This window comes from Olsenella sp. An285 (assembly GCF_002159625.1).
In the GTDB taxonomy this organism is placed as follows: domain Bacteria; phylum Actinomycetota; class Coriobacteriia; order Coriobacteriales; family Atopobiaceae; genus Thermophilibacter; species Thermophilibacter avicola.
The window spans coordinates 157,502-179,217 of the sequence record NZ_NFIZ01000002.1 but is presented as its reverse complement, the minus strand read 5'-3'; the positions used below and the strand labels follow the sequence as shown (position 1 = coordinate 179,217).

The 21,716-nt window shown below is 69.3% G+C and carries 19 protein-coding genes; 3 read left to right on the top strand and 16 right to left on the bottom strand.

The genetic code is table 11. The annotated features are described in order from the left end of the window. Positions 1-61 precede the first annotated feature (61 nt). The 10 genes from B5F79_RS02310 to B5F79_RS02265 form a co-directional block, all read right to left on the bottom strand. Entirely contained in the window at positions 62-2,548 is a 2,487-nt protein-coding gene (locus B5F79_RS02310) for an ATP-dependent helicase (protein ID WP_087217287.1), read from the bottom strand. Positions 2,549-3,045: 497 nt separating this feature from the next. Beyond that, the gene (brnQ, locus tag B5F79_RS02305) at positions 3,046-4,311 is read right to left on the bottom strand and encodes a branched-chain amino acid transport system II carrier protein (RefSeq protein ID WP_241147232.1); all 1,266 of its coding nucleotides are present in this window, start codon (positions 4,309-4,311) and stop codon (positions 3,046-3,048) included. Between the two features lie 71 nt (positions 4,312-4,382). After that, positions 4,383-4,832 (bottom strand): MarR family winged helix-turn-helix transcriptional regulator, encoded by a 450-nt coding sequence (locus tag B5F79_RS02300; protein WP_158094819.1) that lies wholly within the window; start codon positions 4,830-4,832, stop codon positions 4,383-4,385. Positions 4,833-4,977: 145 nt separating this feature from the next. Next, entirely contained in the window at positions 4,978-5,820 is an 843-nt protein-coding gene (locus B5F79_RS02295; protein WP_158094818.1) for a Cof-type HAD-IIB family hydrolase, read from the bottom strand. Next, a complete protein-coding gene (locus B5F79_RS02290) occupies positions 5,820-7,574 on the bottom strand; it encodes a class I mannose-6-phosphate isomerase (RefSeq protein ID WP_087217284.1) in 1,755 nt (584 codons plus the stop codon). The genes B5F79_RS02295 and B5F79_RS02290 overlap by 1 nt, the downstream gene beginning before the upstream one ends. A 9-nt stretch (positions 7,575-7,583) precedes the next feature. After that, positions 7,584-7,925, bottom strand: coding sequence for a hypothetical protein (locus B5F79_RS02285; RefSeq protein ID WP_087217283.1), 342 nt, complete (start codon positions 7,923-7,925; stop codon positions 7,584-7,586). Between the two features lie 97 nt (positions 7,926-8,022). Then, a complete protein-coding gene (locus tag B5F79_RS02280; protein WP_087217282.1) occupies positions 8,023-8,871 on the bottom strand; it encodes a PTS system mannose/fructose/sorbose family transporter subunit IID in 849 nt (282 codons plus the stop codon). Continuing rightward, complete coding sequence (locus tag B5F79_RS02275; RefSeq protein ID WP_087217281.1) at positions 8,871-9,728, bottom strand: PTS mannose/fructose/sorbose/N-acetylgalactosamine transporter subunit IIC; 858 nt, start codon at positions 9,726-9,728, stop codon at positions 8,871-8,873. The genes B5F79_RS02280 and B5F79_RS02275 overlap by 1 nt, the downstream gene beginning before the upstream one ends. A gap of 134 nt (positions 9,729-9,862) precedes the next feature. Continuing rightward, the gene (locus B5F79_RS02270) at positions 9,863-10,360 is read right to left on the bottom strand and encodes a PTS system mannose/fructose/N-acetylgalactosamine-transporter subunit IIB (RefSeq protein WP_087217280.1); all 498 of its coding nucleotides are present in this window, start codon (positions 10,358-10,360) and stop codon (positions 9,863-9,865) included. 71 nt (positions 10,361-10,431) lie between these two features. Continuing rightward, the gene (locus B5F79_RS02265; RefSeq protein WP_087217279.1) at positions 10,432-10,863 is read right to left on the bottom strand and encodes a PTS sugar transporter subunit IIA; all 432 of its coding nucleotides are present in this window, start codon (positions 10,861-10,863) and stop codon (positions 10,432-10,434) included. A 328-nt stretch (positions 10,864-11,191) separates the two neighbouring features. On the opposite strand from B5F79_RS02265, the gene B5F79_RS02260 reads away from it, so the two are divergent. Beyond that, complete coding sequence (locus tag B5F79_RS02260; protein WP_087217278.1) at positions 11,192-12,337, top strand: SLC13 family permease; 1,146 nt, start codon at positions 11,192-11,194, stop codon at positions 12,335-12,337. 53 nt (positions 12,338-12,390) lie between these two features. Here the strand turns inward: B5F79_RS02260 and B5F79_RS02255 are convergent, their stop codons facing one another. The 4 genes from B5F79_RS02255 to B5F79_RS02240 form a co-directional block, all read right to left on the bottom strand. Continuing rightward, positions 12,391-13,446, bottom strand: coding sequence for an alpha/beta hydrolase (locus tag B5F79_RS02255; protein ID WP_087217277.1), 1,056 nt, complete (start codon positions 13,444-13,446; stop codon positions 12,391-12,393). 239 nt (positions 13,447-13,685) lie between these two features. Continuing rightward, positions 13,686-14,132 (bottom strand): low molecular weight protein-tyrosine-phosphatase, encoded by a 447-nt coding sequence (locus B5F79_RS02250; RefSeq protein ID WP_087217276.1) that lies wholly within the window; start codon positions 14,130-14,132, stop codon positions 13,686-13,688. 12 nt (positions 14,133-14,144) lie between these two features. Then, positions 14,145-15,659, bottom strand: coding sequence for a D-alanyl-D-alanine carboxypeptidase family protein (locus B5F79_RS02245; RefSeq protein WP_087217275.1), 1,515 nt, complete (start codon positions 15,657-15,659; stop codon positions 14,145-14,147). A 16-nt stretch (positions 15,660-15,675) separates the two neighbouring features. After that, on the bottom strand, positions 15,676-16,599 hold the full coding sequence (locus B5F79_RS02240) for an undecaprenyl-diphosphate phosphatase (protein ID WP_087217274.1): 924 nt from the start codon (positions 16,597-16,599) through the stop codon (positions 15,676-15,678). Between the two features lie 183 nt (positions 16,600-16,782). Between B5F79_RS02240 and B5F79_RS02235 the strand changes: the two genes are divergently transcribed. Next, the gene (locus B5F79_RS02235) at positions 16,783-17,247 is read left to right on the top strand and encodes a universal stress protein (RefSeq protein WP_087217273.1); all 465 of its coding nucleotides are present in this window, start codon (positions 16,783-16,785) and stop codon (positions 17,245-17,247) included. A 292-nt stretch (positions 17,248-17,539) separates the two neighbouring features. After that, positions 17,540-18,700, top strand: coding sequence for a coiled-coil domain-containing protein (locus B5F79_RS02230; protein WP_241147231.1), 1,161 nt, complete (start codon positions 17,540-17,542; stop codon positions 18,698-18,700). Positions 18,701-19,072: 372 nt separating this feature from the next. On the opposite strand, the gene ricT is transcribed toward B5F79_RS02230, so the two are convergent. Together ricT and B5F79_RS02220 are read right to left on the bottom strand one after the other, a co-directional pair. Further along, positions 19,073-20,587, bottom strand: coding sequence for a regulatory iron-sulfur-containing complex subunit RicT (gene ricT / locus B5F79_RS02225; protein ID WP_087217272.1), 1,515 nt, complete (start codon positions 20,585-20,587; stop codon positions 19,073-19,075). Then, the gene (locus B5F79_RS02220) at positions 20,566-21,711 is read right to left on the bottom strand and encodes a DNA polymerase III subunit (protein WP_087217271.1); all 1,146 of its coding nucleotides are present in this window, start codon (positions 21,709-21,711) and stop codon (positions 20,566-20,568) included. Before B5F79_RS02220 ends, ricT begins: the two co-directional genes overlap by 22 nt. Positions 21,712-21,716 lie beyond the last annotated feature (5 nt).

The following is a 21,716-nucleotide window of genomic DNA, read 5'->3' as shown; positions in this document are numbered from 1 at the left end:
CGCATAAATCAACGGTCTCTCCCCTGAAACTTATGCGAACGCATAAATCTCTGCAACCAGCCTACCCCTCGATCTTGACCAGCGGGGCAAAGCCCTTGAGGAGCTTCTTGGTCTTGCCCGTGCGCGTGAACTTGACCTCGATGGTGTCCCCCGTGACGGCGAGCACCTTGCCGGGGCCGAAGGTCTTGTGGGAGACGGAGTCGCCGGGCGAGAAGGACGCGGCGGGCGCGGGGCGCGCGGGCGCGGTCGCGCGCGAGGGCTTGAACTCCGACGCGCGGGGCGCTCCGCCCGTGGAGCGCGTGCGCGAGCCGAAGACGTTGCCGCCGTAGACCGCAGATCCGCGGCCGCTGCCGAAGGTGCCGTGACGGTCCCCGCGCTTCTCCCAGCCCACGCCGGAGAAGCCGGAGGAGCCCACGCCCACGCGCTCCACGTCCGTGGAGGGGATCTCGTTCAGGAAGCGGCTCGGCGGGTTGGCCTGCACCGACCCGTACGTGCGCCGCGTTGCCGCGTGCGTGAGGTAGAGCTTCTTGCGGGCGCGCGTGATGGCCACGTAGGCCAGGCGGCGCTCCTCCTCCACCGCGGCAGGGTCCCCCTCGTAGGAGGTGTGCGGGAAGATGCCCTCCTCCATGCCGGCCACGAAGACCACCGGGAACTCGAGACCCTTGGCCGAGTGTATGGTCATCATCGTGATGGCGTGCGTCTGCCCGGCGAGGGAGTCGAGGTCGGAGCGCAGGGCCAGCCACTCCATGAGCGCGGGAAGCTTCTCCGAGGCGACCGGGGGCCTAGACGGGGCAGGCTCCGGGGAGACGTCCCCAGAGGGCGACTCGCCTTGGCGAGCGAGCGAAGCGAGCGCGGAGCCCGTCGGGGATGTCTCCCCGGAGCCGTCGGGCTCGATCGCGCCCGCGGCACGGAGCTGCTCCAGGCTCTCGAGGGTCTCCACGGCGTCGTGCGTCTCGTCGAACTCGGCGGCGACGCCCAGGAACTCCCTGATGTTCTCGATGCGGCCGTCCGCCTCCACGCTGTGCTCTGCCTCGAGCGCTCTGATGAGACCCGAGCGCTCCACGATGGCCTCCACCACGTCCGCGAGCTCGCCCGTGAAGTGGCGGCCCGCCTCGATGGCGCCCGTGAACTCCGCGAGGGCCGAGCGCACCTTCGCGCCCAGAAGGCCCTCCTCCGCAATGGCCATCTCGCAGGCGGCGAAGAACGAAATCCCCTCGTCCGCGGCGAGCGAGCGAATCTTGTTGATGGAGGTGGTGCCGATGCCACGGCGCGGCGTGTTGACCACGCGCAGGGCCGCCACGTCGTCGTCCGGGTTCACCACGACCTTGAGGTAGGCCATGACGTCGCGCACCTCGGCGCGGTCGAAGAAGCGCGTACCGCCCACGATCTTGTAGGGCACGCCTGCGCGCAGGAACATGTCCTCGAGGATGCGCGACTGCGCGTTGGTGCGGTAGAAGACGGCCATGTCGTCGTAGCTCGTGCCGCCGTCGTGGAGCTTCTCGATCTCCGAGCCTATCCAGCGGCCCTCGTCGCGCTCGTCGGAGGCCTGGAACACGCGGATCTTCTCGCCGTCGCCGGAGTCCGTGAACAGGCGCTTGGGCTTGCGGCGCGAGTTGTTGGCCACCACGGCGTTGGCCGCCGCCAGGATGTGCCCCGTGGAGCGGTAGTTCTGCTCGAGGCGCACCACGTGGGCGTCCGGGTAGTCCTTCTCGAAGTCGAGGATGTTCTGGATGTCCGCGCCGCGCCAGCTGTAGATGGACTGGTCGTCGTCACCCACGACCATGAGGTTGCGGTGACGGGCGGCAAGGAGGTTGGTGATCGCGTACTGGACGTGGTTGGTGTCCTGGTACTCGTCCACGCTGATCTGGCGGAAGCGGTCCTGGTAGCGCGCGAGCACCTCGGGACGGCGGGAGAGCAGCTCGAAGGTCTTGACCAGGAGATCGTCGAAGTCCATCGCGTTGGCGCGCGCGAGGCGGGCGTCGAGCTCGCGGTAGACGCGCGCGGCCGCGCGGTCGGCCGGGTTGGAGGAGCTCGCCATCTCGTCAGGGCCCACGAGCGCGTTCTTGGCCGAGGAGATCTTGGCGCGAATCGAGTTCATCGGGAACTGCTTCTGGTCTATGTCGAGGTCCGCCATGATGGACTTGACCAGGCGCTTTGAGTCATCGTCATCGTAGATGGTGAAGTTGGGGCGGTAGCCCACGAGCTCGGGGTCCTCACGCAGCATGCGCACGCACATGGCATGGAAGGTGCAGACCCACATGCCGCGCGTGCCGCCCGGGAGCAGCGCGTCCAGGCGCTCGCGCATCTCGGCCGCGGCCTTGTTGGTGAACGTGATGGCCAGAACCTGCCAGGGGCGAACGCCCTCGTCCGCGATCATGTGGGCGATGCGCACCGTGAGCACGCGCGTCTTGCCCGAGCCCGCGCCGGCGAGCACGAGCAGCGGGCCGCGCGTGCACTCAACAGCCTCGCGCTGGGCGGGGTTGAGCCCGTCGAGGTCTATGGTCGGGGCCTGGTTCTGGGTAAACAGTGACGTCTGCTCAATCGCCATGCTGCGTGGTTCCTCTCGCCGTTTTTCTTGCCCTACGAGTGTAACGGCACGACCGGACAAGATTGTCGGATATGGAGAAACCCACACGCGGCAGCACGAAGATGGGCTCGAGGCCCCCACCGCATACGGCAATCGCGTGGCAGCAGTCGTAACCCGCCCGCGTCCCCGCATCGCCTGCAAAATCGCCCTTCGGGTCAGCAAACAAAGCGCTCGGCTGCAAAAGTCGCCTTCGGGTCAGTGGTTTTCTCGTAATCTCGGGCGCCCAAAACAGGAATCCCCAGTTGAGCACATCATTATTTTAATCGATATTACCGAAGTCGACGGATTTGACCGCTTTTCCACTGACCCGAAGGCCGATTTTGCAGGCGAAGAGCGCACTTACCGACCCGAACGCGTTATGTGCAGCAAATCGTGGCTGGCACTGATCCGGAAGCAAGCCGGAGTTCCAAGCGCCTCATCGCAGGCTCTCCTGGCAACGCCACGAACGCTGCTGACACTCAGCGAGTCCGCGCCACGTCCCACGCAGCCGCAGCCACCGCTGCCAGCACCGCCGGAACGACCCAGGCTAGGCCCAGGTCCGCAAGGGGCAGCACGTCGATTGGCAGCCACGCGCCCGGCGCCAGCGCGTCGCGCGCCGCCGTAGCCACGCCCACCACGGCCGTCACCGCGACGACCCAGCGCCACACGCTGGGCACGCGGTCGCACGCGCGGTGCAGGAGCCCCATCGCCACCAGCACGATGGCCACGGGGTAGAGCGCGGAGAGCAGCGGCACGGAGAACGCGAGGATCGCGGTGAGTCCCAGGTTGGAGACCGCGCACGCAAATACGGCAAAGGCGACGGCCCACGCGCAGTAGCCCAGGCGTGGGAAGGTCTCCGAGAAGTAGGTGGCGCAGCAGCTGATGAGCCCCGTGCACACGTTGAGGCAGGCGATGAAGAAGATGGCGGCCACGATGGCCGCTCCCGCCACGCCAAAGTGGCCGGTCGCGGCGGCGGTGAGGAGCTGCGCCCCGTTCTCCGCCCCCGGGGCCGCGGCGAGCGTGACCACGCCCACGTAGCCAAGGCCGCAGTAGATGAGCAGCATGAGGACGCCGGCAACCACGCCCGCGCGCGAGATCTCGAGGGCCACGGCACCGGGGCGCCCCACGCCCATGTCGCGGATGTTGAGCGCGATGACGATGCCAAAGTTGAGCGCGGCGAGGAGGTCCATGGTCTGGTAGCCGTCCAGAAACCCGTTCACGAGGGGCTCCGCGTCGTAGGGAGCCATGGCAGGCTGCGCGCCGCCGAGCGGAGCCACGAGCGAGGACCCCACCACCACGACGATGAGCGCAATCAGCGCCGGCGCGCACACGCGCCCGAGCACCTGCGTGAGCCGGTTGGGCCGCATGGCGAGCCCCAGCGCCACGGCGAAGAACGCCACGGAGAAGACGACCGAGGCCGCGCCCAGCGGCACCCCCTCGGGCAAAAGCGGCGCCAGCATCTCGAAGGAGGTGGACGCCGTGCGGGGAATCGCGAGGCAGGGGCCTATGGAGAGGTAGACGAGCACCGTGAACGCCAGCGCAAAGCGGGCGCCCACGCGTCCCGCGAGGCGCGGGAGGTCCCCCGCAAGAGCCACGGAGACGATTCCCAGCACCGGCAGGCCGATGGCGGACACGAGAAAGCCCACGAGCGCCGGCACCGCGAGCTCGCCCGCCCGGGCGCCCAGGAGCGGCGGCAGAATGAGGTTGCCCGCGCCAAAGAACATCGAGAAGAGCGTGGCGCCCACGAGCAGGCTCTGCCGCGGCGAAAGGCGAACACCGCCCGCCCGGTCGAAACTCTCCTGCTCAGGGCTCCCCGTCACTTCTGGTCACGACCGCCCAGGATGTTGTCCTTGTTGTAGGTGATGCTGTACGCGGTCTCGAGCGCGCGCAGAAGCTCGCGGACGTCGTGCTCGCCCATGCCGCTCAGCGTCTTGGCGAGGTTGGACACGCCGCCGGAGCTGTGGTCGTGGGCGTGCTCCCTGCCTGCCTCGGTGCAGCGAACGATCACGCGGCGCCGGTCGTTGGCGTCCGGCTCGCGCACGACGAAGCCCTTGTTCTCCAGCGAGTCCAGGATGCGCGTCATGCGCGGGCGCGTGTAGCCCAGCGCGTCGGCCAGCTCGGAGGGGTTCATCCCGCTCTCCTGGCGAGACAGGTACTCGAGCACCGGGTCCTCCCCCATCGACATGCCGTACGCAGTGCCGACGGAGCCCTTGGCAACACCACGGGAGTACATGATGAGCTTCTTGGCTGCGTCCTCGTAGTCCATCCTCGCGCTACTCGTCCCTTCCAGCGAGCACCCCGAGCCCGCCGTCCCATCAAACTGAAGTTCGTTAATGGTAGCAACTTTCTCCAGAGTTTGCATGAGATGACACCCCCCAAGAAGTAACGAGAAGAACGCCCGGCGCGCAAGATCAGGCGACGCCCAGGAGCGCGAGCACCGTCTCGGCCAGGCCGTCGTGATCGTTGTCGAGCGCGGTCACGTACGCCGCCGCCGCGCGCACCTCCGCCGGCGCGTTCGCCATCGCCCAGCTCCGCGGGACGGCGCGCAGCATGTCGATGTCGTTGCGGCCGTCGCCAAACGCCACGGCGTCCTCCAGAGACGTCCCCAGGCGCTCGCACACGACGCCTATGCCCTCCGTCTTGCTCACGCGACCGTCCATGACCTCGCAGAGGATGGGCGAGGAGCGCACCACGGAGAGCCCTGGGAAGGCGCGACCCACCTCGCGCTCCGCGCGCTCGATGGCATCGGGCTCGCCCACGAGCAGGAACTTGTGGAGCCCGCGCTCCGAGAAGTGCTCCTCGAGCGCCCCCTCGACGGACTCCACGCCCACGATCCGCTCCTCGCGCGCCACGCGCGGGTCACGGCGGTCCGTCGTCACCCATGTGTGGTAGCCATACGCCATGCAGCAGAGCTCGGGAAACTCGCAGGCAACGTGGTCACGGACCTCGAGCGCGCACCCGAGCGCTATGGGCCTGCTCAGAAGCTCCTCGCCGGCGGCATCGATGACGTAGGCCCCGCTGTAGCACACCGTGGGACCGGAGCACCCCAGCTCACGCCGTATCTCCTCCAGCGCCTCCGGCATGCGGGCGGAGACCAGCACGAGCGGCACGCCGCGCGCAGCGAGCTCGCGCGCCGCCGCGGCGGTCCGCGGGCTCACCCGATGCGCCGCGTTGAGGACGGTCCCGTCAACGTCCGAGAACACCACCGAGGGCAGGGCTCCGTCATCCGGCGCCCCGCAAAGCGCGTCAGCCATCATCTCTCCTCCGTACCGCGCACGTGCGCGCGCATCAGCATCGCAGTCGATCGTCCGTCGTTTCTTATCGCGAAGGCGCCCGTCGCCGCCGGGACCACGAACGTCTCCGCGTAGTGCACCCTCATCGGCTCGAAGGCGCCCTCGGGGCTCTCCACGAGAACCTCCTCGCCCTCCACCAGGTTGAACACGTTGACGGTGCCCGCTGTGTCGAGAAGGGCGCGCCCGCCGGGCCCCACCGTGTAGCGCCTGGTCTCCAGCGGCTCCAGCGCGTGGAGCCCGGTGCGCTCCACCCGCGCCGCACCGCAGGGCTCGTCGACGTCCGCCGCCTGGTCCACGAGGTTCTTCTCGACCCACCCCGTGGTGCGGTCCCACCGGATGACCTCGCGGCCGTGTGTCAGGTGCACCGGGCGCGGCCGACCGTCCAGGCCCGTGCGCCCCCAGTCCCAGAGCTTGAACGTGAAGATGTAGGGAGTGGCGCTGATCTCCAGGACCATCGTGTTGGCACCGGAGCAGTGGACCGTCCCCGCGGGAATGAGAAAGTGGTCGTGGCGGCGGGCGGAGATGCGGTTCACGTAGCGCTCGGCATCGAAGGGGGCGCCTCCCGCATTGGCCTCCTCCAGGGCGCCCATCATCTCACTGGTGTCCACGCCCTCGCGAAGCCCCAGGTAGACGCACGCGTCCTCTCCCGCGTCCAGGATGTAGTAGCTCTCGTCCTGCGTGTAGGCCATGCCAAATGCGCGCCGGATGTAGTCCGTGGTGGGGTGCACCTGCAGCGAGAGGTTCTGCCCGCCCATGGTGTCCAGGAGGTCAAAGCGGATGGGGAACTCCGCCCCGTAGCGCGCGTAGACGCCCTCGCCCAGGAGCGGCCGCGGACGCAGGAGCACGAGGTCTGTCGCCGGCACGCGCACCACGGCGTTGCCAAAGGCCAGGGCGAGCGCGTTCTCCTCGGGCACGCCGTCGAAGGACCAGGCGTAGTTGGGCGTGCCGCCGGGCAGGTCAAAGCGCTCGCGCATCCACTGGCCGCCCCACACGCCGGGGTCGAAGTACGGAACCGTGCGGAAGGGGCGGCTCGCAGCAACGTCCAACGCGTCCTGGAGCGCCTCCCCCGTGACGGCGCGGGGCGCACCCGCCTCCACGGTGTCCACCACGAGGTCCGCCCGGGGCAGCACGCGGGCCTTCACGCGGTCCGCCAGGCGCCACTCCACGAAGTAGCCGCGCTTGACCTTGCGCAGGACGTCATCACTCGTGTTGTCGCAGCCGTAGTTGGGCATGCCGGCACGGTAGCGCAGCTGGATCTCCCAGCGCGTCACGTCCGCGTAGACGAGCGCGTCGCCCGGGTGAACGAGCGTCGCGCCAAAGCCGCAGACCACCACGAGCCCCTCGGCACGCGCCACCTGCTCGCGAGCGGCGGCAAGAGCGTCGGCGTCCATGAAGTCCTCGAGCTCGCCGAAGCACATCCGCCCGAAGACGCGGTCGTCCGTGAGGAAGGGCGCCATGCGGCGCGTGAGCTCCGCGGGCGCGGGAAAGAGCTCCCGCGTGGCGAGAAGAACGTCCGGTCTCAGCTCGCGCAGGGCACCCAGCAGCTCGTCCTCCCGCACGCCCGGATAGCACTCGCACGTGAGAACGACGCGCGACGGGCCCGCCGCACGGAGCTCGTCCACGCGGCGGGCCAGCGCTGCCAGCAGGGCGCTATAGCCAAGAAGAGCCTCGTGCCCAGGAACGGGAACGGTGGGGAAGCGATCGTACGAGCCCATGGGGAGGCGTCACCCCCGCCCGTTCTTCTCGGCACGCTCGCCCTTCTTGCCCCGCGCGTCCAGGTCCACCCCCGCGGCGTCGAGGATCGCGCGGACGTTTCTCTTGGCGTTTGTGGTGCCCACCTTGAGCACCACGGCAAGGGCGGCTCCGAGCACCAGCACGGCGACGCCCAGCACGCCGAAGCCCGTCCCTCCCCCGCCGTAGAAGCCCCAGTAGCCCACGATGAAGCCGGCGGCCACGAGCGAGTAGCCCAGGCGCAGCCAGACGTTGAGGCGCTGGATGGCGTCGGTCTGGAGCTTGGCCTCGCGGACGAGGTCCTCGCGAGTCCAGTTGGAGGTGTCGAGTGCCATGCGGGCGCTCCTCTCTCTAGCGGGACGCCCGGGCCGTGCAAGGGGAGTTGCGGCCCGGGCGAGAAGGAGGTATGCGTGAATCAGCGGTACGGTGAGGCTACGCGGTGGGCGCGGCGATCGTGGCGGCTCCGAAGAAGCCCACGGCTGCGCCGACGAAGGCGATGACCAGCAGGATCAGCATCGTGACGATGGGGCTGACCTTCTTCTTGGTCATGAGCCACCAGCAGAGGATGGTGAAGCCCAGGGGCAGGAGCTTGGGGTAGATGCCGTCGAGCGTGCCCTGGAGCGTGCCGCCGCCGGGGAGCTGGAGCGACGTGGAGATGGAGACCCAGGTGGCGGCCACGGCGCCGATGACCATGGTGCCCACCATCACGATGGCGTCGCGAAGCGCGGTGGCGTTGGGGCCCACGAGCGCCTCGACCGCGGCGCCGCCGAGGTCGTAGCCGCGGTAGTACGCCAGGCGCATGCCAAAGTAGGCGAGCAGGTTCCACACCACGATGTAGAAGATGGCGCCGAGCGGGCTGCCGCCCTCGGAGAGGCCCATGGCGATGCCCAGGAGGATGGGGATGAGCGTGCCCACGATGAGGGAGTCGCCGATGCCGGCGAGCGGGCCCATGAGGCCGGCGCGGATGCCGTTGATGGTCTCGTCGTCGATGGCCTCGCCGTTGGCACGGGCCTCCTCGAGGCCAACCGTGACGCCCACGATCATGGAGCCGATCTGGGGCTCGGTGTTGAAGAACGCGGAGTAGGTGGTGAGGGCCTTCTGCTGGTCCTCCTTCTTGTCGTAGAGGTCCTCGACGATGGGGAGCATCGAGACCAGGTAGCCGAAGGTCTGCATGTGCTCCTGCGAGAAGCAGGTGAGGTTGCCGTAGTACCAGTTGTGGAAGGACTTGGCGAGGGCCTTCTTGGAGACCTTCCTGCCTCCCTTGGCGGTGGTGTCAGCCATTAGATGTCCTCCTCTTCCTCGTCGTCGGCCGAGGTGAGCTCACCGGAGGCGGCGGCGACCACGGGACGGTTCTTGAGCGTGGAGATCTGGAAGTTGATGAGCGCGAAGAAGCACGCGATGGCGGAGCAGGCGATGAGGTTGCAGCCCATGACCGCGGCGAGCGTGAAGCCGAAGAAGAAGGTCAGGAAGTCGGTGGGCTTGGCGATGACCTGCTTGAGCAGGATGGCGATACCGACGCAGGGCAGAAGCGAGCCGAGCGCGAACAGCGTCTTCATGGGCAGGCCGTCCATCGGCAGGCTGTTCATGATGAACGTGACCATGTCCTGGCCAAAGTAGACGATCACGAACGTGGGGATGAAGGAGCAGACGATGTGGGAGATCCAGGGAAGGACCATGTCCACGAGGTAGAGCTTGTGGGTGTCACCCTTCTCGAGCCACTTCCAGCCCATGCCCTGCCAGGCGAGGTTGATGGTGGCGGTGCCGTAGAAGAGGATGGCGCCGAGGGTGCCGCAGGTGGCGCCGAGGGTCGTGGCGAGGGCCGCGGCGTCGGCGCTGTTGGGGTCGAGGCCCTGGGCCTTGACGGCCATCATGGCCAGGGGGATGCCGATGTAGCACGCGGCGCGGACGTCGGCGGAGACGGTGCCGCCGGGGGTGACGAGCGCGATGTAGACGACCTGGATGGCCATGCCCACGATGATGCCGAGGGCCATGTCGCCCAGGATGAGGCCGACGATCAGGCCGGCGACGAGCGGGCGTCCGAGCGTGTAGTTGCCGATGGACGTGCCGCCGAGGCCCGGCATCGACGCCAGGCAGGCGAACAGTCCAAGCAGCGCCGCCTGGAACACGTTGATTACCATACGTACCACCTTTCCTAGAGTGGTGTCCCCGTGGGGACGGATTGCTTGCCGGAGCGGCGGCCTCCCGGGTTGCCGCCGCGAAAGCAACGAGCTCGCATAACGTGACAAAGGGACTGTCCCTTTGTCACGTTATGTTAGAAGCCGAACTGACCGCGGAACTTGTCCCAGGTGCCGGTCTCCTTGTCGGGGATCAGGCGGAAGTCCACGGTGTAGCCCTTCTTGGAGATGGCCTCGAGAGCCTCGGCCTCCTCCTGGGTGATGGACTGGTTGTTGCCAATCTTAACGGTGCCGGGGCGGTCGTTGCAGGGACCCACGATGACCGTCTTGACGTCGTCCGGCACGAAGCCAAAGTTCACGAGGATCTCGGCCATGTCCACCGGGTTCTTGGTGATGAGGAAGTAGCGGGTCTTGGAGTCGCGGACGGTCTGGGCCTTCTCCTTGAAGTGCTCCATGGTCCACACGAAGGTCTTCTTGTCCGGCGCGGCGCTCTTGTAGGCGCTCTTGAGGACGGGGTTGGACGCCGCGGCGTCGTTGACGGCGATGATGCCGTCGCACGGGTACTCGAGAGCCCAGCGAGTGACGGTCTGGCCGTGGATCATGCGGTCGTCGATGCGGACAAACGAAACTGCCATGTTCTTCTCCCTACTCTTTCTATCCTTGCGGCGGGGCGCTCCCGCCGTTCCTGACGCGTGTCGCACGTGCCCTAGAGGTCCTCGTCCTCGTCGTCCGTGCCCAGGTCGAGCTCCATCTGGGCGAGGGCGGCGCGGCCCTCGGAGACCATCGACTCGCAGAGGGCGTTCTCGTCCTCGGCCTGGAGGTCAAAGGCGGCGGTGAGCGCCATCGGTAGGTTCATGCCGCCGAAGGCGCGGGTCCTGGGCAGAAGACCGCGGGCGGAGAGCGTGTTGAGCGCGTTGGTGAGGGGCGAGCCGCCGATGATGTCGCCGAGCAGGATGACCTCGTCCTCCGCCGTGATGGGGGCGATGGTGGCCTCGAGCTCGCTCACGTACTCGTCCGCGCCCTCGCCGTCGCGCAGGCTGCAGCTCAGGATGTCGTCGCGCTTGCCGGCCAGCATGTCCAGCACACTGTGCAGGCCGGGGGCAAACGTCCCGTGGCTCACCAGAAGCAGATACCTCATGTGGTTCTCCTCTCCGTCTTGACCTCGTGACCTCGGTCTTTCTCGGGCGCCACCCGCGCCCTCCGTTGCTGATATTGATTGTCATCGTTAACTATTAACTGACAACTAAAATAGTTGCCAGCGGCAACTTTCCGTCGGTTAACGGTAGCAACTATTTCACGCAAGTAACTATCTAGGCGCCCCGCCGCCCCTCTTGCGACGCCACGGACGCCAAGAAGAACGGACGAGAAGAACGGCGCATTGTGCGCGTTCCTCGAACGCGGCGGGCGCCGGTCTCGAGGTCGTGGGAATTCGCTACACTGTGACGGCCCAAAACGAGAGGATTCCCATGTCACAGGCACTAGCCGCCCGCGCCCGCGAGCTCGTAAGAACCGACCCCGTCCTCACCATCGCCACCGTGCTGGCCGTGGCCTCGTGCGCGCTCGTCCCGCCGGACGCCGGGTACGCCGACTACGTCGACCTGCGGACGCTGGGCCTGCTCTTCTCGCTCATGACCATCATGGCCGCGCTCTCGCGCGCCGGCGTCTTCCGCGCGGCGGGAGAGGCCCTCATCTCGCGCCTGCGCTCCGGCACCTCAGCGATCCTGGGGCTCGTGCTTCTGCCCTTCGCGGCGAGCATGCTCGTCACCAACGACGTGGCGCTCATCGCCTTCGTGCCGTTTGCCCTGCTCGTCCTGCGCATGCTGGGGCTCGAGCGGTCCTCGGTCTTCACGGTGGTCATGATGACCATCGCCGCCAACCTGGGCAGCATGCTCACGCCCATCGGCAACCCCCAGAACCTCTACCTCTACTCCGCCTCCGGCATGGGGTTCGGTGAGTTCGTGGCCCTGATGCTCCCCTACGCGCTGCTCTCCGCCACGCTGCTCGTGGCATCCGTCCTCGCCTACGGAGCGCTCCATGACGGACTTCCCATGACGGGCGAGCGCCCGACCCTGCCCGAGGCGCCCGCCGTGCGCAAGCGCTCCGTCGCGCCCTGGGCGGCGCTCTTTGCCCTCGCGCTGGCCGCGGTGGCCCACGTGGTGCCGGTGCCGGCGCTCGTGGCGGCAACCGTGGCGGTGGCCCTTGCCTTCGACCGGCGCGCGCTCGCCGAGGTCGACTTTGGCCTTCTCCTCACCTTCGTGGCGTTCTTCGTCTTCGTGGGCAACGTCGGGAGGATCGGCGCGGTGGACGGGCTGCTCTCGTCGCTCGTGAGCGGCAACGAGCTCGCCGTCTCCGTCGCGGCGAGTCAGGTGGTCTCCAACGTGCCCGCGGCGCTGCTGCTCTCCGGGTTCTCCTCGGCGTGGGACGCCCTCATCGTGGGCACCAACATCGGCGGGCTGGGCACGCTCATCGCCTCGATGGCGAGCCTCATCTCATACAAGCAGATCGTGTCCGAGCGCCCGGGCGCCGCGGGAGGCTACCTCCTGCGCTTCACCGCGGCCAACGCGGCCTTCCTCGGCGCGCTCGTGCTGCTCGCCCTGCTCCTCATGCGCTAGCAGGAAGAACCTCCGGTTGCGGCGCCTCCCGGGCGGCCCCGCGGCAGGGAGCCCTACGCCCGGCACCCCAGGAAGCCCAGCACCGCTCCCCAGTAGCGGCCCGGGTCCGCAAAGACGGAGCAGCAGTGCCCAGCGCCGGAAAAGGCGTGCAACTCGTGGCCCGTGCCGGCGGCGGCGAGCTCTCGAGCCATGTGGGGAGGCACCACGCAGTCGCCCTCCCCCTGGAGCAGAAGAACGGGGACCCGCGCGTGCGCGAGGGCGTCGACGGGGCGCGCGAGCCTGAGGTCAAAGCCGCCGGGAGCGCGCATGAGGCGGCGGCGAGCCACGTCAAGCAGCGGGTGCGCGGGCACGGGCGGCGTGCCGAGCGAGCCCGTCTCCACCACGTTCTCCGCGGCGAGCCAGAAGTCCGTATAGCCGGAGTCCGCCACGCAGGCGCGGACCTGCTGCGGGAGGTCCTGCTCGGCCGTGGCCATGAGGCAGGAGGCGGCGCCCATGGAGATGCCCATGAGGGCGACGCTCGCGCCCTCACCCTCGCGGGCCACCACCCAGCGCGCCCAGGCCACGAGGTCGCGGCGGTCGAGCCAGCCGCAGCCCACCCAGTCCCCGCCGCTCGCGCCATGCGCGCGCAGGTCAACGAGGAGCAGGTTGAAGCCGGCCTGGGCGAGGCGCCGCGCGTAGGCGAGGCCCGCGCGCCAGTTGTCGTGGTAGCCGTGGACAAAGACGAGCCAGCGGGCAGACCCGGGGCAGCACGCGAGCGCGTGTCCCGCGAGGCGCGTGCCGTCGTCGGAGGCGGTCCAGACGTCCTCGAAGCGCACGCCGAGCCCCTGGAGCCAGCGCCAGGTGCGGCTGGCCTCCTCGGCGCGGTCCCACTCGATGATCTCCCCCTCGTGCGGGGTGAGTCCGGGGGACATGTCGCGCACGCGGGCGTCCCCGCCGCCGCCCAGGTAGGGCCCGAGCGGGTCGTCGCCGAGGTCGCGCTGGGGGCCCAGCACCGCCGGCAGGATCTTGGGCGCCAGCGCCGCTGCCGCCAGGCCGCGCGCCGCCGCGGGAAGGCGCAGCGAGCGCAGCCAGTCGAGCAGCCCGTTCTTCTCGCCGCTTCTCTCTCCCATCGGGCCTCCTCCTTCGTAGCCTCCGCCTAAACTGATCTCGCGTCGTCGACGCCGACCCGCCCTCTGAGGGTATGCGCACCGCGCATACCGGGTATGTACACTCGCCTCCGAAGCCCCTCTCGCAAATTGGCAGCTCAAGGGCCTAGGCGAGAAGAACGGCGAGGCCGGGAACTGTACATACCCTCAAGGGCGAGTGCGCATACCCTCACGACGGCGGAACGGCGCCCGAAAGGCCGCCCCTACAGGGCCGCCAGGAGGGCCTGGCAGCCGGCGAGGACGTCGCGGTAGGTGGCGTCGAAGTCCCCGGTGTACCAGGGGTCGGCGACGTCGCCGGGACGCGAGGTCCAGTCCAGAAGGCGGCTCACCTTGCCGTCAGGGTCTCCCCTGAGGATGCGCGAGATCCCCCAGGCGTTCTCGGCGTCCATGTAGACGATGTGGTCCCAGTCCCCGTACTCTGCCGCGCTCAGGCGACGGGCGCGGTGGCTCCCCACGGGAAAGCCCTCCTCCCGCAGCTTGCGCACGGTACCGTGGTGCGGCGGGTTGCCGAGCTCCTCGGTGCTCGTGGCGGCGGAGTCGATCCGGAACTCCCCCTCGCGGCCGGCACGGCGCACGAGCTCCTCCATGACGAACTGCGCCATCGTGGAGCGGCAGATGTTGCCGTGGCAGATAAAGAGGATGCGGGTCATGCGGCCTCCCGGCTACTTGGCATGCTTGCCGTGCTTGGGCTCCGCGCCGCCGGCGGCATGGCTCGGCACGTGCCCGGGCACGCCCGGCTCGATGGTCACCTGGGCGGCGTCTCGGTCCTTCCTGCGGGTGCGGGAGGCCAGGGCGGCGATGGTGCCCACGAGCACGAAGAGCACGGCCACGCCACCCGCCACGATGCCCATGTGCACCGGGTCGGACGTCACCCACCAGATGGCGAAGTCGGGGATGGAGAGCTCCATCTCGCTGGCGGTCCTCACGCCCACGGTCCCGAGGGTGCGACCGTCCAGGGAGACAGAGACCCTGCCGAGGTTGGTGTCCTCCTTGACGGGGGCCTGGAGCGGCTCGGTGCCCTCCCACGGCACCGCGACGGTGAGGTCCGCCACGGTGGTCCCACGCGGCACGGTGGCAAAGATCGAGCCCGTGGCCACCGCGTCGACGGCGTCGCCGTCCTTGGAGAGCGTGACCTCGCGCGAGGCGAGGACGTCGCCCGCGGAGACCACGTTGCCCGTCACCCACGCGCCGAAGCCCCACTCAAAGAGGTCGCGCAGGTCGTAGAAGTTGGGGGTGATGCCGTCCTCGTCCGTCTCGTCGGAGGCGCCCATGACGATGCCCACGAGGCTCATGCCGTCGCGCTCGGCGGCGGCCAGCAGGCACTTGCCGGCATCGTTGGTGAAGCCGGTCTTGCTGGCGATGACGGTCTCGCCCATGTAGACGGGACTGTCGGAGACGATGAGGGCGTCCGTGGTCTCCAGCGTGCGGGCGGGGTTCTTCTCGGTGGCGGGGAGGTCCCACGTGGCGCTGCCGGCGATCTCGAGGAACTCGGGGTGCTCGAGCGCCGCCTCGAAGATGGTCACGAGGTCGCGCGCCGTGGTCACGATGTCCGAGGAGAGGCCGCACGGGTCCGCGAAGCTCGTGGAGGCGCAGCCCAGGGAGGTCGCGCGCTCGTTCATCATGCCCACGAACGTCTGCCAGTCGCCGCCCACGTGGCGGGCGAGCACGTACGCGGCATCGTTGCCGGACGGGATGAGCAGGCAGGCGAGAAGGTCGCGCACGGTGAGGGTCTCCCCCGCCTTGAGGCCCGCGACGGAGCTCTCGGGCGTGAGGTTGTCGAGGTCCGCCTGCTCCACGGTCACGACGTCGTCCAGGTTGGCGCGCTCGAGCGTCACGAGGGCCGTCATGACCTTGGTGAGCGAGGCGGGGGTGCGCAGGGCGTCCGCCTCGCGCTCGTAGAGAACGGTGCCGGTGGTGCGGTCCACGAGAAGGGCCACGGGGGCAGAGACCTCGGGCGGGGCGTCGGCGGACCAGGTGGCCCCGGCCTCCGCGGCGGCGCCCTCGGCGGGCGCGGCGGCCTCGGCGTCGGGCGTCGTCTCCGTCGCGGCGGCGGCCTCCCCCTCCACGGCAAGAGCCGCGCGCGGGACGGCGCCGCAGACCACGCCGGTCATCAGGGCCAGCGCGAGCGCCAGGGCGGGGAGGCGGCGGGCGGATGACGTCACGTGGTTCTTCTCCATGGGCGGTCCTGCCCTCCTATCCCATGAGCGCGAACCATGCGATCACGGCCGCGCCAAGAACGATCCTGTACCAGCCGAAGGGCTTGAAGTCGTGCTTGCGCACGAAGCCCATGAGGAAGCGGATGACGGCCACGGACACGACGAACGCCACGCCGCAGCCCACGCCCAGGATGGCCGCCTCGGGCGAGCTGAGGGCGTTGCCCGCGAGGAAGAACTTCACCAGGCGCAGCGCGCTCGCGCCAAACATGACCGGGATGGCGAGGAAGAACGTGAACTCGGCCACCACCGTGCGCGAGCAGCCCAGGATGAGGCCGCCGATGATGGTGGAGCCGGAGCGCGAGGTTCCCGGGACGATGGAGAGCACCTGGAAGAGGCCGATGCCCAGCGCCGTCTTCCAGTCGATGTCGTCGACCGTCTGGATGCGCGCCTCCGCGTCGGCGAGCTCCGTGCTCGAGGGGCGCTCGGGCTCGGCGCCCGCGGCAAAGTGCCTTCCGCGGGAGGGCTCGGGAAGGGCGGCCGCCCGGCGCTCGCGCACCGTCTCGATCACGATGAACGCGATACCGTAGACGATGAGCGCCGCGGCGATGACGAAGGGGCTGCCCAGGTGCTCCTCCATCCAGTCGTCGATGGGGATGCCCACCGCAGCGGCCGGCACGCAGGCGACGATCGTCTTTGCCCAGAGTGACCACGTGGCGCGGCGGCCCGCCTTGCCCTTCCTGGGCGAGAACGGGTTGAGCTTGCCAAAGAAGACCACGCAGACGGCCAGGATGGCGCCAAGCTGGATGACCACCAGGAACATGTTCCAGAAGTCCTCGGAGACGTCCAGCGTCAGAAACTGGTTGAGCAGCAGCATGTGGCCGGTCGAGGAGATGGGCAGCCATTCGGTCACGCCCTCCACGAGGCCAAAGACGGCCGCCTTGGCGAGTTCTATGAGATTCACGGTCCCTCCCTTGCGAGTGTAGCCGCCCTATATTGTCGCTTGCCCGCGGCAAAGCCGGACCCGCCCGCCGACCGCCACCGAAAAACTACGCCGCTGGGCGAGAAGAACGGCCCGCCCGCAGACCTCGGGGGCATAAGTAACCCAACCCGCAGGAACCGCCCGCGGATCACGAAGGGAGCCATCATGGCCGACACCGCCACGCAAACCTATCAAGACCTCGGCTACGACAAGATCTTCGTCTCCCTGGACGGCTCCGACCAGCAGGACAAGGTCCTCGACCGCGCCATCGTCATGGCCGCAAACGACAACGCGGAGCTCTACATCGGCTACGTCATCGACTCCACGGCGCTCGAGGCGGCGGGCACCTTCCCGGTGGACATCATCCCGTCCCTCGAGAAGACCTTCCGCGACTCCATCGACGCCAAGGTCAAGGTGGCCGAGGCCAATCCCGACATCAAGAAGGTCGAGGTCATCGTCCGCGCCGGCCGCATCCGCGAGACCCTCAAGGACGAGATGCTCGACGTCATCCAGCCAGACCTCGTGATCTGCGGCGCGCGCGGCCTCTCCTCCATCAAGTACGCGATCCTGGGCTCCATCTCCACGTTCCTCACGCGCAACACGGACTGCGACACCCTCATCATCAAGTAGCTTTGGTCGGCGCCTCCCGGCGCAACGCGACGGCGCGTCATCCCCCAGGCGCGCCGCCCGACCTCCCTGCCCCGCGGCCCATGGACGGGCCGCGGGGCCATTTTGTTGCCTCGGCGGCCTGCACCCCGACGCCCTGACAAGAGGTGAGGCCCCGCGCGTAACCCCATTACCCTCAACCTGCGGTCTAGAGTCATGTAGAAGCGGTGTATCCCTGGTGTGCGGAATAAAATCAAAAAGATTGTTTGTCGGAGCGGGCCGTTCCAGGTCCCGCCGTTCGTGGAGGTCAACGCTCTTGAGGTCCGAGACTACACCCCGCCTAGGCCGTGCCGTCAAGGCCGTGACGTGCGGTTTTGCCGTCACCGTAGCCGCTCTTCTCGCCAGCCCGCACGCCGCCGTCGCAGATCCCGCAGAGGAGCTCCAGGCGGTCCAGCAGCAGATCCAGCAGGGCAACCAGGACTACGAGGAGGCCACGAAGCGCGTCGAGGAGCTTCAAGGGCAGATTGACGAGAACCAGGAGCGCATAGACGAGATCGAAGGCAAGCTGCCCGAGCAGCGCGAGCTCGCGGAGAACTCCGTGCGCACGCTCTACAAGATGCAGCAGGGCTCCGGAGGGCTCGTTGAGCTCCTGCTTGGCGCCGACGACTTCTACGACCTTCTCTCCACGATTCAGTACCTCGACGTCATCCAGGCCAAGAACACCGACGCCCTGAACGAGCTCGTTGCCATGGAGAACGAGCTCACGCAGGCGCGCATCGCCCTCGACGCCCAGCAGCAGGAGGCCGAGGAGGAGGAGCAGCGCGCCGAGGACGCCCTCGCCGAGGCCGAGGAGGCGCGCGGTGAGCTCGAGGCCAAGATCGCGGCGCAGGCCGCGGCCGAGGAGGCCCAGCGCCGCGCGGCGCTCGAGGCCGCCCAGCGCGCCCTCGAGGAGGCCCAGAAGGCCGCCGCCGAGGCCGAGCAGAAGGCTGCCGAGACGGAGGGGTCCCAGACCGAGACCACGGTCGAGAACCCCACCTTCACCACCGAGTCCGGCTCCGAAGCGCCGGTCGAGGTCCCCGAGAGCCCCGACGCCGGAAACGTCGACTGGTCGAGCGACAAGCAGGCCTTCGTCTCAGAGTGGAGCGCCCGCATCGACGCCTACCTCGCCGGCTCCCCCCTCGCGGGCCAGGGCGCCACGTTCGCCGAGGCCGCCTGGGAGTTTGGCGTTGACCCGCGCTTCTCCCCCGCCATCTCCACCGTGGAGAGCTCCACGGGCCGCGTGTGCTTCCGCCCCCACAACGCCTGGGGCTGGGGCAGCTCGAGCTGGGGCAGCTGGGAGGAGGCCATCTGGGCCCATGTCGAGGGCCTCGCGATCGGCTACGGTGGCCAGCTCACCTACGCCTGCGCCCAGAAGTACTGCCCGCCCAACGCGGACCACTGGTACTCGAGCGTGCTGGCCAACATGGAGATGATCTAGCGGCGGACTCCACGCCAGAGCGAACTGACGCGGGACGGGCGCCCATCGGCGCCCGTCCCGCTTTTTTCGCGTCGTCGTCTCCGGGCTTCTCGGTCCTGGGCCCCTGGATTCCGCGCTTCTCGATCTCGCACTTCTCGATCCCGCACTTCTGGGCAATCCCCAAGAGAAAGGCCGCACTCATGAGTGCGGCCAAGGAGTGCGGTCAATTATGCGCCTCTGATGCGTCAGGTGCGAGGAGCATCTCGGCAGATGGCGAGAAGTGCGGGCAAAGAGTGCGACCCGAACCGCACTTGACGGCGGGTGCCCAGGGGTGCGGCGGAGCGCCGAGAAGTGCGGGCACGTTGGGGCCGGCCGTTCGTCGCAGAGCCGGGGCTACTCGGCGAGGCCGCCGCCCGAACCACCCTCGGAGCCGGTGCCGCCCTTTCCGCGGCCGCCGCGACGGCGCCTGCGGCGCGGCTTGGGCGCTCCGGGCTCGGAGCCCTGCTGGCCGCCCGCCATGTGCTGCGGGGCTCGGCGCTGCTGGCCCTTCTCGCCCTGGGCGCCGCCCTGCTGGGACGTGCGCTTCCTGCGCGAGGGCTGCATGCCGCGGGGCGCGCTGCCCTGCGCGGCCTGGCCGCCCTTGTCGCCGGGCCGGCGGGTGCGCTTGACGGGCTGCTGAGGGGCCTGCGCGGCCTGTCCGCCGTCGGTCGCCGCGGCGTCGGCCGCCTGGTGGTGGCGACGGCGACGCGTGACCGCGGGCTGGGCCTCGGGGGCGGGCTGCGCGGGAGCGCCACCATCACCGGGACGGCGCTTGCGGCGACGGCGCGTCCCCGTCTCCTCGGTAGACGCGGTGGCCGCGGGGCGCTCGCCCTTCTCGGGAGCGGGGGCGCCGGAGGACGCTCGGCGGCGCTTGCGCTTGGTCTCCACGAAGATGTCAGAGGCATCGGGCGCCGGCTCGGGGACGACGCCGTTCTTGCGGTCGAGCTCGGCCAGGGCCATCTGGACGTCCGGGGAGTCCAGCCTGTCCAGGACCTCGCGCGTCACGGTGTCCGGACGGCAGGGGCAGCCAAGCTCCTCGGACTTCTTGTGCGCCGCCTCGGACGCGGTCATGTCCGCGAGCGCGACGCGCAGCTGCTTGCCGCTCTCCAGGCGCAGGGTGAGGCGCTCCTTGGGGGTGTCGTACTCGATGATCTTGGCCTTGCCGAGCGGCGTGTCTATGACGGCGTTGCGCTTGGGCGCGCGGCTCTTGAAGTCGCGGTAGGCCTCGAACTCGTAGCGCAGGCAGCACATGAGGCGGCCGCACGCGCCGGAGATCTTGGTTGAGTTGAGGGGCAGGTCCTGCTCCTTGGCCATGCGGATGGACACCGGGTCGAAGCTCATGGCAAAGCGGCGGCAGCAGAGCTCCTGGCCGCAGTGCCCGTAGCCGCCCACGATGGCGGCCTCCTCGCGCACGCCGATCTGGCGCATGTCTATGCGCACGTGGAACTCGCGCGAGAGGTCGCGCACGAGCTGGCGGAAGTCGACGCGCTCCTCGGCGGCGAAGTAGCAGACGGCCTTCTCGCCGTCGAAGAGGTACTCCACGCCCACGGGCTTCATGTCCAGGCCGGACGCCTCGACGTGACGGCGGAAGGCGGGCATGGACTCCTCGCCGCGACGGGCGAGCTCGTCGGCGCGGTCGAGGTCCTCGTCCGTGGCGATGCGCACCACGTCGCGCAGGGTGGCGTGGCCGATGGTCTGCTCGAGCTCCTCGGGGGAGACCTCGCGGGCGTCCTCTGTGACGAGGCCTATCTCCTGGCCGCGCTCCGTGCGGCAGATGACGTGGTCCCCCTCCTGGGCCCCGGTGCCCGCCGGGTCGAACCAGAGATCGCGCGCGGCGTAGGTGAACTTCACCGGGATGACGGTGGGCATGTGAGCGCCTCCTTGATGGAAAGCAGCATGACCTCGAGGGTCAGCTGGGGCGATACGTTGTGCGCGAGGTCGTCCGCGGCGCGCGCGCTCGCCTCGAGGGCGCGCAGCACGCCGGCGGTGTCCGACGCCGCGGCGATGCGGTCGACGGTTGCCGCCGCGTCCTCGTTCACGAGCTCCGACGAGACGTCCTCGCAGCGCAGGAGCACGTCGCGCAGGAGCGAGTCGACGGCAGCCAGGGCTTCCATCATACCCGAACGCTCACGGGCGGTGAGCTCGCGCTTGTTGGCGTCCTCCACCTGCTTGAGCGCGGCGGAGGTGAGGAAGTCCTGGCTCTCGCGCAGCGCGTCCTCCTGCGCCTGCCTGACGTCCGCGAGGGGCACGGCCACCGCCGCCACGATCTCGCGCGCGGCAAGGAGGACGTCCCACGAGTCGTCGCGGGCGAGCGAGTCCAGCGTGTCCACCACGAGGCGCCTGACCTGCTGTCGGGCGGTGGAGCGCAGGTAGTCCGCGGCACGCGCGGGGGTGCCCGCCACCGCGAGCGCCACCTGGGCCTCCGCGCGGCTCGCCGCGCAGGAGCGCATGACGGACTCGAGGCCGGACGCGGGTGAGACCACGCGGAAGGGGACCTGCTGGCAGCGTGAGACGATGGTGGGGAGCATGGCGGCGACGCTGCGGCCGCAGAGGACGAACATCACGTTCTCGGGCGGCTCCTCGAGAGTCTTGAGCAGGGCGTTTGCCGCCGTTCCGCGAAGCAGCTCGCAGCGCTGGAGCACGTAGACCTTGGTCTTGGCCCGCACGGGCGCGAGACTGACGTCGGCGATGAGGTCGCGGATCTGGGCGGCGAGGTAGCCCGTGGCGCTCCCAGGCTCGAGCCAGTGTACGTCCGGGTGCGTGCGGTGCGCCACGCGGCGGCACTCGTCGCAGGTGGCGTCCCCGCCGGACGGGCACACCACGCACTTGGCCAGCGCCTCAGCTGCCTCGTGCTTGCCGGACCCCGGCACGCCCACGAAGAGGTAGGCGTGGGAGAGGCGTCCCTCCGCGAGGGCGGATGCCAGAAAGTCGCGGACGCGCGGCTGGTCGGACAGGGCGTCCAGGGCGGCGGGCAGGGCGGTGCGTCGGGTCACGGCGC